General features: G+C 24.2%; 16 protein-coding genes and 1 pseudogene. 3 read left to right on the top strand and 14 right to left on the bottom strand.

Features of this window, described 5'->3' with window-relative positions; translation table 11 throughout:
• Positions 1 to 25: 25 nt before the first annotated feature.
• The 4 genes from DJ007_RS04720 to DJ007_RS04705 form a co-directional block, all read right to left on the bottom strand.
• Positions 26 to 301 (bottom strand): transposase, encoded by a 276-nt coding sequence (locus DJ007_RS04720; protein WP_129408551.1) that lies wholly within the window; start codon positions 299 to 301, stop codon positions 26 to 28.
• A 388-nt stretch (positions 302 to 689) separates the two neighbouring features.
• Positions 690 to 1,817: a glycosyltransferase family 4 protein gene (locus DJ007_RS04715; RefSeq protein ID WP_129408550.1), complete on the bottom strand. Its 1,128-nt coding sequence runs from the start codon at positions 1,815 to 1,817 to the stop codon at positions 690 to 692.
• 13 nt (positions 1,818 to 1,830) lie between these two features.
• Complete coding sequence (locus DJ007_RS04710) at positions 1,831 to 2,475, bottom strand: glycosyltransferase family protein (protein WP_206076096.1); 645 nt, start codon at positions 2,473 to 2,475, stop codon at positions 1,831 to 1,833.
• A gap of 155 nt (positions 2,476 to 2,630) precedes the next feature.
• Complete coding sequence (locus DJ007_RS04705) at positions 2,631 to 3,080, bottom strand: hypothetical protein (protein ID WP_129408548.1); 450 nt, start codon at positions 3,078 to 3,080, stop codon at positions 2,631 to 2,633.
• A gap of 395 nt (positions 3,081 to 3,475) precedes the next feature.
• Here DJ007_RS04705 and DJ007_RS04700 point away from each other — a divergent pair, with 395 nt between their 5' ends.
• Together DJ007_RS04700 and DJ007_RS04695 are read left to right on the top strand one after the other, a co-directional pair.
• Positions 3,476 to 3,625, top strand: a complete 150-nt coding sequence (locus DJ007_RS04700) for a hypothetical protein (protein ID WP_129408547.1) — start codon at positions 3,476 to 3,478, stop codon at positions 3,623 to 3,625.
• Positions 3,626 to 4,060: a transposase gene (locus tag DJ007_RS04695; RefSeq protein WP_129408546.1), complete on the top strand. Its 435-nt coding sequence runs from the start codon at positions 3,626 to 3,628 to the stop codon at positions 4,058 to 4,060.
• A 515-nt stretch (positions 4,061 to 4,575) separates the two neighbouring features.
• Here DJ007_RS04695 and DJ007_RS04690 read toward each other — a convergent pair.
• From DJ007_RS04690 to DJ007_RS04670, 5 genes are all read right to left on the bottom strand, one after another.
• Positions 4,576 to 4,938, bottom strand: coding sequence for a hypothetical protein (locus DJ007_RS04690; RefSeq protein ID WP_206076095.1), 363 nt, complete (start codon positions 4,936 to 4,938; stop codon positions 4,576 to 4,578).
• Between the two features lie 423 nt (positions 4,939 to 5,361).
• On the bottom strand, positions 5,362 to 5,841 hold the full coding sequence (locus DJ007_RS04685) for a hypothetical protein (protein ID WP_129408544.1): 480 nt from the start codon (positions 5,839 to 5,841) through the stop codon (positions 5,362 to 5,364).
• A complete protein-coding gene (locus DJ007_RS04680) occupies positions 5,813 to 6,661 on the bottom strand; it encodes a glycosyltransferase (protein ID WP_129408543.1) in 849 nt (282 codons plus the stop codon). The genes DJ007_RS04685 and DJ007_RS04680 overlap by 29 nt, the downstream gene beginning before the upstream one ends.
• Positions 6,658 to 6,942 carry a hypothetical protein gene (locus DJ007_RS04675; protein ID WP_129408542.1) on the bottom strand — a complete coding sequence of 95 codons (285 nt, stop codon included), beginning with the start codon at positions 6,940 to 6,942 and terminating at the stop codon, positions 6,658 to 6,660. Before DJ007_RS04675 ends, DJ007_RS04680 begins: the two co-directional genes overlap by 4 nt.
• 310 nt (positions 6,943 to 7,252) lie before the next feature.
• Positions 7,253 to 7,432 (bottom strand): hypothetical protein, encoded by a 180-nt coding sequence (locus DJ007_RS04670; protein WP_129408541.1) that lies wholly within the window; start codon positions 7,430 to 7,432, stop codon positions 7,253 to 7,255.
• Between the two features lie 73 nt (positions 7,433 to 7,505).
• Between DJ007_RS04670 and DJ007_RS04665 the strand changes: the two genes are divergently transcribed.
• The gene (locus tag DJ007_RS04665; protein ID WP_129408540.1) at positions 7,506 to 7,634 is read left to right on the top strand and encodes a transposase; all 129 of its coding nucleotides are present in this window, start codon (positions 7,506 to 7,508) and stop codon (positions 7,632 to 7,634) included.
• 216 nt (positions 7,635 to 7,850) lie between these two features.
• Here the strand turns inward: DJ007_RS04665 and DJ007_RS19950 are convergent.
• From DJ007_RS19950 to DJ007_RS04640, 5 genes and pseudogenes are all read right to left on the bottom strand, one after another.
• Positions 7,851 to 8,874: pseudogene (locus DJ007_RS19950) on the bottom strand (UDP-N-acetyl glucosamine 2-epimerase).
• A 102-nt stretch (positions 8,875 to 8,976) separates the two neighbouring features.
• Positions 8,977 to 10,086, bottom strand: coding sequence for a capsular polysaccharide biosynthesis protein CapF (locus DJ007_RS04655; RefSeq protein ID WP_129408539.1), 1,110 nt, complete (start codon positions 10,084 to 10,086; stop codon positions 8,977 to 8,979).
• A gap of 1 nt (position 10,087) precedes the next feature.
• Positions 10,088 to 11,107, bottom strand: a complete 1,020-nt coding sequence (locus DJ007_RS04650) for a polysaccharide biosynthesis protein (protein WP_129408538.1) — start codon at positions 11,105 to 11,107, stop codon at positions 10,088 to 10,090.
• Between the two features lies 1 nt (position 11,108).
• Complete coding sequence (locus tag DJ007_RS04645; protein WP_129408537.1) at positions 11,109 to 12,329, bottom strand: glycosyltransferase family 4 protein; 1,221 nt, start codon at positions 12,327 to 12,329, stop codon at positions 11,109 to 11,111.
• Positions 12,326 to 13,651 carry an exopolysaccharide biosynthesis polyprenyl glycosylphosphotransferase gene (locus DJ007_RS04640; protein WP_129408536.1) on the bottom strand — a complete coding sequence of 442 codons (1,326 nt, stop codon included), beginning with the start codon at positions 13,649 to 13,651 and terminating at the stop codon, positions 12,326 to 12,328. The genes DJ007_RS04645 and DJ007_RS04640 overlap by 4 nt, the downstream gene beginning before the upstream one ends.

The raw sequence follows: 13,651 nt of genomic DNA, 5'->3' as shown, positions 1-13,651 counted from the left end.
TTTTTGTATTTTTCTATAAATCTTACTATCTCTCTTGTTGTTTTCGTGCGAATATGGCTGTAGCTTTTTTTAATATTTCATTTTCCATTCTTAATTGCTGTAACTCTTTTTGCATTTTTTCATATTCTTTTTTACTAATTCCACCTTCTACTAATGGTTTTGTTTCTTTTATCCATTTATATATTGTTACCCTACTTATGCCATATTCGCTGCTTAATTCATGCACTTTTTTTCCCATTTCATGTAATTTTACTATTTGCTCTTTGAATTCATCATTGTATCTTTTGCCATTTTTACTCATATGGGTCACCTTCTTTCTTATTTTATTATACTATTTCCTTGTTAACTTTTCGGTGCCCACTTTTTTAGGTTAAATCCATATATATTTTACTGTTACCGTACTTATACTATTTTCACTGCTTAGTCCATACTCTTTTTTTCCATTGCATATAACTTTACTATTTGCTCTTTGAATTCCTTGTTATATCTTTTGCCGTTTTTACTTACATGAGTCACTTCCCTTCTGATTTCATTATATTATTTCCTTGTTAACTTTTTTGTACCCAAATTTTTAGGTTAAATCCACATCTTTCATTCTTTCAGTTATACAAAGAATATTAGATTTATTTTCTACTTATAAGATTTGCCTTGAAAATTTTGTAATATTTTATACTTTCCTTTATAAAATATCATTGTATAGATTTTTTTGCTATATTTATATAATGAAATTCTTTACTAATAGCAAATGTTTTTTCTTTATATTTATAAAGATTATTTTCATTCAGAACATGTTTTATTGCATATAGAATAGATTCGACTGTGGGTTTTTCAATTAAAAAACCATTTCCATTTCTTGTTAAATATTCATTTTGTGGAGTTTTTGAAAGAATTAAAGGTAATCCTGCACATATTCCATCAATAAAAACATGTGATAATGATCCAGGTTGAAGTAAAACATCACCTCCAATAAGTAATTTTTTTAATTCTGACGCTGTAGCCCAACCCAAATATTCAATTCTAGAATCTTTTTCCAAAAAATTTTTTAAACTATTCATTAATTTATCTTCCACACTTCCAACTAAAAACAATTTATAATTTTCATTACTTAATTTAGAAAAAGCTTTAAGTACTTCTAATGTTTTTTTTCGTTCAGACATTTTTCCTGTATGAAAAATAATCTTTTCTCTTTCAGATACTCCAAATTTGTTCCTAACATTCTGTCTAATTTCATTATATCTATCTAACAACGAACAATCACCTGGAAGGGGTAAATGTTCTAATTTACTTTCATTAATTCCATAAATTCTTATTGCAAAATCTTTACTTTCAGGTGCTACATAAAAAACTTTATAATAATATTTTTGAATTTTTTGAATTATTTTCTTCCAAAATACTTTATGATATATTTTACCAATAATTGTACTCATAGAATTATTTAATGTCGAATGTATGTCGACAACTAATCTTGTGTGAGGATGTTTTTTTACATATCGAACACAGGTTAGTAATTGGGGAGAATGATCATGAAAAAATATTAAATCTGGGTTAATTTTTTCTAAATATACATATAAATTTTTTAAAATGACAAATCTATTTTTATTTTCATATAAACTTTTAACTCTAATAATTTTTACTCCTTTATAATCATATTCACCCAATTCATATATTCTACTATTTTTATTAAATGAAAAATCTGGTTCATATCTACTAGTAATTATATAAACATCATTTCCAATTTCATATTGGCCTACAGTTAATAGATTTTCTTGATATCCTGCATCTGGTTTAAAATAACTTAAAACATGTACAATTTTCAAAATTATCGTCCTCCTAATATCTTAAAAGTTTTATATAGATTCTTTTTAAGAAATATTTAATTATTGGAACTTTAGGAAAAATTTTTTCATTTTTTTGCAATTTCATAGAACTATTTTTTATTACTAAATAATATTTCGGTGCTATTAATTCTATGTCAAATTGTTGGATTTTTTTTAAAGTTAATCTACTATAATATTCATAATTATTTACTATATTTTCTACACAAGTTTTTATTTTTTTTAAACTCATATTATCTTTTAAAACTGTTTCTCCCAAATTATATCCACTATTTTCACCAAAAATACCTAAACATACTGGCTCTTTAAATTTTTTATAGGAATTAGAGGGTAACATTGGTGCTATTAATGTTGGAAGCCCTAACTTAGCTGTTTCTAAAACTGATGTACCCATACAATATCCTATATGGTTTTCTTTAATAATATTATTTATTTCTTCTGGTGATGATTTCCCTATTATTTTAATATTTTTTATATTATTAAATTTAATATACCTTTCTATTTTTCTTTTATAATTACCATATCCTACTAAGGTAAAAAAGTACTTTGGATTTTCTTTTATAAAATTTATCATCATAATTATCGAAGAAATTTTAAAGTCTACAAATCTTCCAACCCATATAATTTTTATTCTATCCAATGAATACAAATTTCTTAATTTTACATTTTTATTAAGAGATATTGGGAGAGGAATTATATAACTAGTTTTTAATTTTTCACAAATTTGAGAATTTTTAGAACATTGTATGGAGTTATATAAATTTTCCTCATTCATAAAAATTACGGAGTTATTTTCTACATATTTTTTAATAATTCTTTATTTTTTTTTATTATTTTTCTCTTTATTAAACTATAACTAGATAAATATTTCGTATCATTTGGATGATAAATCCCTGTACTAAAATGTATTTTTGTTTCTGTTAATTCAGAAAACGCCAAATGCGCATTATATATATCCCTAAAACAAAAAGTAAATATATTTAACTCTTTATATTTTATAAACTTTTCTTTAAAGAATTTAATCACTTCTTTTTTCTCACTTTTATTCATATATAAAATACTATCATTTTTAGATGGCCAAACTATATAATTAAATCCATTTTTTTCTGCTTCTTCTAAAATATAACTACCTTTATATCCAATAACACAAAATTTAATATTTTCTTCTTTGAATTTCTTAGCAAGTCTTATAAGTAAGACTTCACCTCCACCTAAATACGCATTCAGATTAAATAGTACAATCATTGTATTTCGCTCCTTCAATAAAATTTTAATAATTGATAAAAAATATATTTATTATACTCCTATAAAGGCAATTCAGAGAAGTTAATACTAAAAAAACAATTAAATTGATTTTACTATATAAAATTTTATAATTTGGTCTTATACCCAAATCATTGATGGTCTAAATTTCCCATCTCAAATACTGTACAAATTTAGACTGCCCAAAAGTAAAAAATAGGCACTCCTTATTCAAGGTTAACACAAAAGAATAGAAAAATCAATACTTCCTTTGTTAAAAATGAAATTATTTTTGTTTTTAATATTATTGATATATTTTTTAAAGAGTCAAATTATTCTTTTGGTAGAAGAAAAAATATTCAGATAAAGTTATTTTAAAGATATTAATATTACTAAAGATGACAAAATTATCATATAGAAAATCTGAAAGTTTATTTCGTAATCATCCTGAATTTCTGTCTTTAATTGGAATAAATGAAATACCTTCATTTCAAACAATATCATACAGAGCTAATAAATTAGATTTTAGAAAAATTAATAATGATTAGATTAATTGGATATATAACAATATAAAATTATATAAAACACACGCAACAATAGATGCTAATATAATTAAGCCTTGTAAAGATACTAGATTAGGTATAGCTAAAGCTACTTTTAATAAAAATGAATTTGGGTTTACATACACAACTAAAGGTAAAGAATTTGGTAAAAAATTTTATTTATCTTTAGATATCAACAATGATTTTATTCTTGATTTTACTGTGGCTAAAGCATCTATTCACGAATCAAAATTTTTTGATGATTTATTTATCTCAATAAAATCTTTTTCAAAAATTTTATTAGATGCTGCATATGATTCATATGATATATTTTCAAAAATTAAATCTTCTGGTTCTATTCCTGTTATTGATTTGAATAAGAGAAATACTAAATATCTTGAATCATATAATAGATATGTTATGAAATCTAATGACTTTTAAAAACGATTATAAATTACGTTGGGAAATAGAACGAGTGAATGACATTATGGATATGTATTTTGGGACTGAATATGTTTGGTATATTAGAAATAGAAACTATTTAACTTTTGTTGGTATTTCTGTTATTTTATTTAATTTGATTGCTCTCTTTAATCTTTTTCATGGTTATGAGTTAAAAAAGGTTTCCAATTTTTTTAGTATTTAGACTTTTTGGACAGCTTATGTATAAATTAGTAATGGACAATCAATATTTTTATTTTAAGAAATTTAAGCCAATTAATTTTAATGATTTTATTGATTGTTTAAAGATGAGAGCCACTTATATCTTCTCTGATATTCTTGAACCAAAAAATTATTTGTTTTTAAAATTCATCGTTGCCTTTTTCTGTTTTTAACAGAAAGTTCATTCATTTTGGTTTTATTATATTATTCTTGAAAAATTTTTTAATCAAATATATTTGTGTTAACTTTTATGTGACAATTTTTTATATCTATCTCAAACTTTTAAGGAAATTTTATATTATTTTTATTTTTATAAATTTATCTGAAGATATATCAATAGTATAAACAATCAAAATATATATTAAAAAATAATCTGTTAGAAATAATTGAAAAATTGAAGAATTTATCAATTCAAATATATATACACTTCCTGTAACAAATGCAAAAAAATTACTTTTTCTTGAAGCTAAATATATTACATATATAACAAAACCAAGCAATATTGAGGCTATAATAACACCAATAATTCCAAGTTCTGCATATGCTGTAGCGATATATCCAGTATTAGCATTTGTTCCCTTTCCACCAAAGTAAGCTGTATCTATAATAAATCCTAATGGTTTTTGATAATTTTTTACTTGAAATAAAAATCCCAATTTTGATCCATTAAAAAAATTAAAAGGGTTAATTTTAAAAAATTTATAATATAAAATATTTAACATACCGGCAAATATATAAATCTATCAAGATAAGGATATATTATATGGGATTTTGAACAACCGCTATAAATTTTGAAATTATCATAATTAAAATCATAAATGTTGGCAAAAATAATGTATTATATTAAATAAATTTATATAAACGTATGATATAATTAATATCAATAAAAATATAAAAAGTATATTTTATGAGCAAAGGTTAAAAAAGAATACTATTGCCTAAAAAAGCTATAGTTAAATTTAAAATTTTTCTTTTTTAAATCCACTTAAAGTTAAATAAGGAGATATTAGCATTATAAATCCTTTTACCAAATATCCATCAATCCATAAAATTTATTTTTTTTCTAATATCATATATGTTCATAAATACATAATAAAATTAATATTAGAATTGTACTTTTTTAAAGAATATAGTATAATAAATAAACCATATAAAATAAAAAATATTTCTAAATATTTTTCATTAATTTTTTTCCCAATTTTTAATTTCGGTAATTTGATCATAAGTTTATATGAAATAATAGATATTATAAAAGAAGAAAAAAATAAAAAACTATATTCTAATGAGTTATCAATATAATTTACAAAAACTGTTACTGGAAAATATATGTAATATAAAATAATTCCAAACATAAATTTTATTACAATGTTTTTTTGTGGTATAAAAAAATATGCAATCGAAGTCATAATTAGGTTAATTATAAATTTAATCATTGAAAAGTTTAGATCTAGTCTCCACATATAATTAACAATAGGATTAACTTCTCTATATAATAAATTTAATAATATTAAAATAAACACAATTAATATTTCATCTATTACAAATTTTTTTATATGCATATTCAACTTCCTTCCAAAAATTTCTTTCATATTTGACAACTTTGTCATTCAATTTTCTAACTAAATTTTCATATTCTTTGCTGTGATTATCAATTACCCATTTTAATACCTTATACAAATCTTCTGAATCACCTTTTTTAAAAATCAAGTTTTTTATTGAAAAATCTGATTCCAAAAACATTTTTAGATCACTTGTGATTGATGGTTTTAATAAGCTACTTACTGTAGACAAAATCCCGCTATTTGTTCCTTTTGTATATGGTAATACAATATAATCACTATTCATTATAAACTCGATATATTCTTCATCTGTCAAATATTTATTATATATCTTGACTTTTTTTAATTCAATATAATTATAATTTGGATTATATGGGATATACCCAGCTATTATTAATTCTACATTCTTATATTCATTTTGAATTTTCTCCCACGCTTTGAATAAAATTTCAAGTCCTTTTTCTTTTCTCATTACTCCTAACATTAAAAACCTGATTATATTTTCTTTTTTTCTTTTATTAATTTTATATTTGTATTTTTTGAGGTCCATTAGAGGAAATCTATGAAAAAAAATATAATCTTTTTTCATAGGAAATTTATTTCTTAATACATTTTTTGAAAAATTGTTATGAACTATATAAAAATCACCCAAACTAAGAATTTGATCTTGATTTTTAAATATAAAATTAGGCCCTATATTAGAAAATGGCACTACATCATGAACTGTAATGCCAACTGATACATTCTCTATATTTTTTAATGCTTTAAGAAAATAATAATTTTGAATATATGTTTCATTTAAAGAATATATAATTATCACTTTATCATATTTTCTAGATATTTTTTTATTTGTCTGTATATTTGTATGTAATTAATTATTAATTCCATAAATCTTATTATTTTTCTTAATTTACCTCTATTCATCTTTTCAGAGTATTTAAAAAATATCTTACTATATTCAGCTTCATTAAATGTGAAATAATAATTTACATAATTTTGAGTAGATATTTTCCGTTCTTTCAATACATCAACAATTTTTTTTATATATAATCCCGCTGTTCCTTTTGAACCATAATATATGTGTAACACTATTTTCTCCATTTTATCCCCCTTTTTAAGATAGAATTACTATTATCTCCCAAATTTCATTCTTTTTATTATTTAAAACGAGCTTATCATAAAATATTTTTATATTTTTTGTATTTATTTTAATCTTTGGCTTACTTCCAAATTATTTTTATTTTTCTGTTTTGTTTATCCCTTCACTATTTTTTGCCTTAAACTAGCCCTTTATTCCAGCTGAATCAATTTTTTTGAGTTTCCTTACATTCCTTCGTTCTATTTGAGGATAGTGAGTTCGATTTTTCTTAAATTAAGGATTTTCTCATAATTGGAAAATTCTGCATTTTACCTATACATATACCCTTTCTGTGTCATACTTTGCTTTACTTTTTGCTATTTTAAATATTATTCTTAACATTTTTAATCCTATTGCTACTATTGCTTGCATCCTTTTTAATGGATTATTTCCCTTTTCCCTCAACTTTTCATATTTTTTCTTCACCCCGTTATTGCATTTGATTTCTAGCACAATTCCACCTAGAAGATTTGGAAAAAATAAGAAACTTGGTTTCTAATATTAAAGAAAGATAGAGGTGAGTTTAATGAGAAAACATAAAAATTTTTCTCCTGATCTCAAATTTCAAGTTGTTAAGGAATACCTTAATTCTGATGAATCTCAAAACGATATTTGTTCTGAATATAATATTTCTCCATATGCCTTTTCTATATGAATTAAAATATATGGGAATAGTTTGCTCGTCTTTTACTTCTATTAATTTTTCGCTGATTCATATATTTTTTACTTCTATTTTTCCAATCTTTCCCCATAGTCGCTTTTTTATACTTTTTCTACTTTATCTATCCATACTTTTAGTATATCTTTTGGAAATGGATGCTTTTTTCTATTAATCCTTTTGTAAATATGTTTTTATATAACCTTACATAAATTAATAATTTCCCCAAACAATCCTATTAACATAATCTGTGTAAGATAAAATAATTCTTAACACTTTTTCTGATACATTTTCCACATCATAATCTTTTACAATTTTTATAGTTTCTTTTCTTTGCATTTCTAACACCTCAAGCCCCTGTAATATTCTTTCTTTTGTTAATCCAACCATCATAACCGTTGCTTCTTCCATTGCCTCCGGCCTTTCATGTGCTTCTCTTATATTTAATGCTTTTAATCCCAAAATAGATGTTTCTTCACTAATTGTTCCACTATCACTTAATACTGCTTTCGCATTCATTTGTAACTTTACATAATCTAAAAACCCAGTGCTTTCATTGGTCTTATTAATGGATGAAATTCTATTCCTAATTGTTCAATTCTTTTTTTAGTTCTTGGATGTGTACTTATAATTACAGGCAATTGATATTTTTCTGCTATTGTATTTAAACTTTCTACTAAATTTAAGAAATTCTTTTTATTATCTACATTTTCTTCTCTATGAGATGAAACTAAGAAATATTTATCTTTTTCAAGACCTAATCTTTTCAGTATATCTGATTTTTCAATTTTTTCTATATTTGCTTGTAATACTTCATACATTGGACTTCCTATTTTTATTACTCTTTCTGGTGGAAATCCTTCTTTTACTAAATATTCTCTTGATAATGTGCTGTATGTCAAATTAATATCTGCTATATGATCTACTATTTTTCTATTTATTTCTTCTGGTACTCTTTGATCAAAACATCTATTTCCTGCTTCATAATGAAAAATTGGAATATGTTTTCTTTTTGCTGCATATGCACTTAAACAACTATTAGTATCTCCTAACACCAAAAATGCTTCGGGTTTTTCTTTTTCTAATATTGGCTCTATTTTCATTAATATATTTCCTATTGTTTCCATTGGCTTTCCAACTGCTGCATTTAAAAATAATCTGGCTTTCTTAATTCTAAATCTTTAAAAAATACTTCATTTAATTCGTAATCATAATTTTGCCCTGTATGTACTAATATATGTTCTATTGCTTCTGATTTATCTAATTTTTTATTATTTCTGATAATCTTATTATTTCAGGTCTTGTTCCAACTACTGTCATTACTTTTAATTTTTTCATATTATACCTCCAAATAATATGTATCAGGATTCTCAGGATCAAATGGTTCATTTGCCCACATTATTGTAACCATATCTGTATCTCCAAGATTTTCTATATTATGTGTATATCCTGGTGGTATATCTATTACTTCTAATTTATCTCCGTTTACATAATATTCTATTACTTCATCGGAATCTATCTTTCTGAATCTGATAACTCCTTTTCCACTCACTACTAAAAATTTTTCATTTTTTGTATGATGCCAATGATTACCCTTTACAATACCCGGCTTGGAGATATTTACAGAAACTTGACCTCTATCTATTGTTTTTATAAATTCAGTGAAAGAACCTCTATCATCAATGTTCATTTTTAACTCATAACTAAACTTATCTTCAGGCAAAAAGCTTAAGTATGTACTATACAGCTTTTTTACAAACGAATCTGACATATCAGGTATTGATTTATCTTCTCTGCTTTTTTTAAATGAATACAATAAATCAACGATTTCACCTAATGTTTTAGTATATACTACCGGAACACTACAAAATTTTCCAGATTTTGTTTCAGTGTTTTTTAATGCTCTAATAAATTCTTCTACAACATCATCTATATACACAAGATTTAATACTGTTTTCGGATCGTTTACTTTTATTGGTAAATTTCTTGATATATTGTAGCAAAATGTTGCTATTGCACTATTATAATTTGGTCTACTCCATTTTCCAAATACGTTTGGAAGTCTATATACTAATACTTTTGCACCAGTTTCTTTACTATATGAAAATAATAAATCTTCTCCCGCTTTTTTACTTCTGCCATATGAATTATCTCTTTCTGCCTGAATAGACGATGTCATTAATATAGGTGCTTTATTATTATGCTTTTTTAATAATTCTAATAATTCTGAAGTAAAACCATAATTTCCTTTCATAAATTCTTCTTCATTTTTTGGTCGGTTCACTCCTGCTAAATGATATACAAAATCACATTCTTTTGTATATTTGTCTAAAAGATTTTTATCTGTTTCTCTTGTAAATTCAAATATATCTTCATATCCTCTGTTTTTTAATTCAACTACCAGGTTTTTACCTATAAAACCTCTGGCTCCTGTAACAAGAATTTTCATATCATTTCACTCCAAATTCTTTTAAATCTTCTTGTATTTCCCTTAAATTTAAAAGCATACTTTCTAATTCTTCCTCTTTTAACCTATATGTATTATGTGAATTATATTCTTCTGCTTGGGTTATTACTTCATCACCATTTTCAAAATATTTATTATAATTTAAATCCCTTGTATCTGGTTCTATTTTGTAATATTTCCCTAAATCTTTTGCCCTTACCATTTCTTCCCTTGTTATTAGAGTTTCATATAACTTTTCGCCATGTCTTGTTCCTATAATTTTTATTTCATGATTTGGTTTCTTCAGTATTTTTCTAATTGTTTCACCTAACAAACCAATTGTTGCAGCTGGTGCTTTTTGAACAAAAATTTCTCCATCTTTTCCGTTTTTAAATGCATATAATACTAATTCTACAGCCTCATCTAAACTCATCATAAACCTGGTCATGTTAGGATCCGTTATTGTTATTGGTTGATTATTTCTAACTTGGTTTATGAACAACGGAATTACAGAACCTCTTGAAGCCATTACATTTCCGTATCTTGTTATACATATTGTTGTTCCATTATTTGCTCTGGATTTTGCAATTGCTACTTTTTCCATTAAAGCTTTTGTTATTCCCATCGCATTTATTGGATATACCGCTTTATCTGTACTTAGACAAATTACCTTTTTTACTCCCGCATTTATTGCTGCATTTAATACATTTTCTGTACCTATTACATTTGTTCTTACAGCTTCCATTGGATAAAACTCACATGATGGAACTTGTTTTAATGCCGCAGCATGAAAGATATAGTCTACCCCTCTAAATGCATCTATTAATGAATCGTAATTTCTTACATCTCCTATATAAAATTTTAATTTTGGATTTTTATAATATTTTCTCATATCATCCTGTTTTTTCTCATCCCTTGAGAATATTCTTATTTCTTTTATATCAGTATTTAAAAATCTTCTAACAACCGCATTGCCAAATGATCCAGTCCCACCTGTTATTAACAATGTTTTATCTTTAAACATTTTAGCACTCCTTTATATCTTTTTTATTTATTATTTTTTCTAACATACATTCTAACCTTTTAAAAAACTGCTCTCTTGAAAAATTATTTTCATAAAACTTTCTTGCATTATCTCCATATTCTTTAATTAAATTCTTATTTTGATATAGTTTTAATATATTTTTCGATAATTCTTCATAATCTTCTGCTGGACCGCACATACCGCAATTTGCTTTATTTATTATCTCCGAAGTTTCTCCATTTATCGCCCCAATGATTGGTTTTCCATAAGCCATATAAGATTGAACTTTACCAGGTAATGTATATGAAATAATTTTATTGTTTTTAAGAGTCACTAAAAAAGTATCTGCTATACTATAAAAATAATTCATTTTTTCAATTTTATGATAACCATGAAATATAACATTTTTTAATTTTTTTAATTTGGCTAAATTCACCATATTATCCTTTTCAGAACCATCACCAACTATATGAAATAAAATATCGTTATTATTTTTTAATAAATCTGCTGCTTTTATAATAGTTTCCACACTCTGCATTTTTCCAATATTTCCAGCAAATAATAAATTAAATTTATTATTATATGGATTTTCAATTTTTTCTTTTCTATTTTTTTCAAAAATAGTTTCAGCATATACCGGGAAATAAATTAAATTATTATCGATATTATGATATTCTTTAAAATATTTTTCAAAAGAAAAAGAACTCATAAAAATATAGTCTGCTTGTTTATATATCCACTTACTTATTTTAGAAAATAATTTATAAATGAAATTATCTGGTTCTATTTTTGCTGTTTCTAAACTTGCCGGCCATAAATCAAAACAATAAATTATAAAAGGTTTCTTTGTTATTTTTTTTAATAACACTCCACCTAAAACCTGTGTGATTGGAGATGTTTGATGACCAATAATAATATCAAAATCTTTTTTTATAAACAATGTTCCAATTGTAGAATTTACAGCAAAACTTATATAATTCAATGCTAATCTTACTAAACTTTTACCACGACTTATTAATGGAACTCTTATTATCTTTACTCCTTTAATTATTTGTCTTCTATTTCTGAAAAATTTATATTCTTTAGGTATCTTTCCTGAAGGATAATTTGGTAACCCTGTTAAAACTGTTATATCATAACCTCTTTTTGCTAATTCAAAAAAAATATCATTTATTCTAAATTGTTCAGGATAAAAATGTTGCGTGATAAATAATATTTTCATCTTGCCCCTCTCATTCCTAACATGGTTTCTAGTGTTAAAAGCATTATTCTTAAATCTAACCATATGTTTTTGTTTTTTATATAATATAAGTCATACTCTGTTTTTTTTATGTAATCTTCTAATGTTGATGTGTGTTTGTAGTTTATTTGTGCCCAACCTGTTATTCCTGGTTTTGTTTTTAATCTATATGTGTAATATGGTATTTTTCTTTTCATTTGATTATGAAATTCTATCATTTCTGGTCTGGGCCCTACCAAAGACATGGAACCCTGAATTACATTTATAAACTGCAATGATTCATCTATTCTAAATTTTCTTATTATTTTCCCTACTTTTAAAACGCTTTGATCTATTTTTTTATTTGGATTTTCTGGATCTATCTTATCATTTTTTAATGATCTTAATTTTTGAAGCATAAATATCTTTTCATTTTTTCCTACTCTTTTTTGTTTGAATATTACTGGAAATTTATCTTCTAGAAATATAAGTAATGAAAATATGGCTATTAATGGTGAAAATATTATAAATAATACTATTCCTGAAAATACATCTAAAACTCTTTTTGATGGTGATTCATAATCCCGTTCGAATATTACTGAGTAATATTCTTTAAATTTTTCTGCTACTTCTAATGGTATTCGTTTTAAATGTTTTTCTACTACATTGGGTAAATATTCTATTTCTATTCCAGATTCTTTATATTCTTCTAATTTATCTTTTACTATTTCTTCTAATTTTGGATCTGTTACCAATATAGCATTATATTTTGATTTATCTTCCTTATAGGTAAATTTTATTATCTTATTAATCCTATTTGCCTCTTTTTTTGTGAAACCTTCATTAACAAGCTCGTCTAATTTTACAGGTGAAGGATTTATATAATCAATAAATTGTAGTTTATTTAATGTTTTTTCACTAATTTCATCTAAAATATGGCCTATTTCATTTTTTCTTCCTATAACCAGATATCTTTTAGGTTTTGCGTGTTTTTCAAAAAGCTTATATTCTACTTTATGCATTAAAGGAAAGATAATTATTGAAAAGATGAGGTTATTTATAAATGTATTTCTGTTTATATCGTTTTCAAGAAATAGCGGATAAAAGAAAAGCAATATAACAGACCCCAATAAAAAACCTGCAAATATCCTTATAATCGATTCATTTAAGGAATTCATTGTTTCTAAATCATATGATCTAAATGCATAATAACCCAAAAATAATGATATTGAAATTATCAATGATATATACCATGTATAATTCAATAAAAAGAGATTAATTAAAAATAATATAATCAAATCTAACATTTTGGGTAATCTTCGCAT

The organism is Marinitoga lauensis, from assembly GCF_004135675.1.
Lineage (GTDB): Bacteria > Thermotogota > Thermotogae > Petrotogales > Petrotogaceae > Marinitoga > Marinitoga lauensis.
The sequence above is the reverse complement of the archived record's forward strand: the minus strand, read 5'-3'. Positions and strand labels throughout refer to the sequence as shown.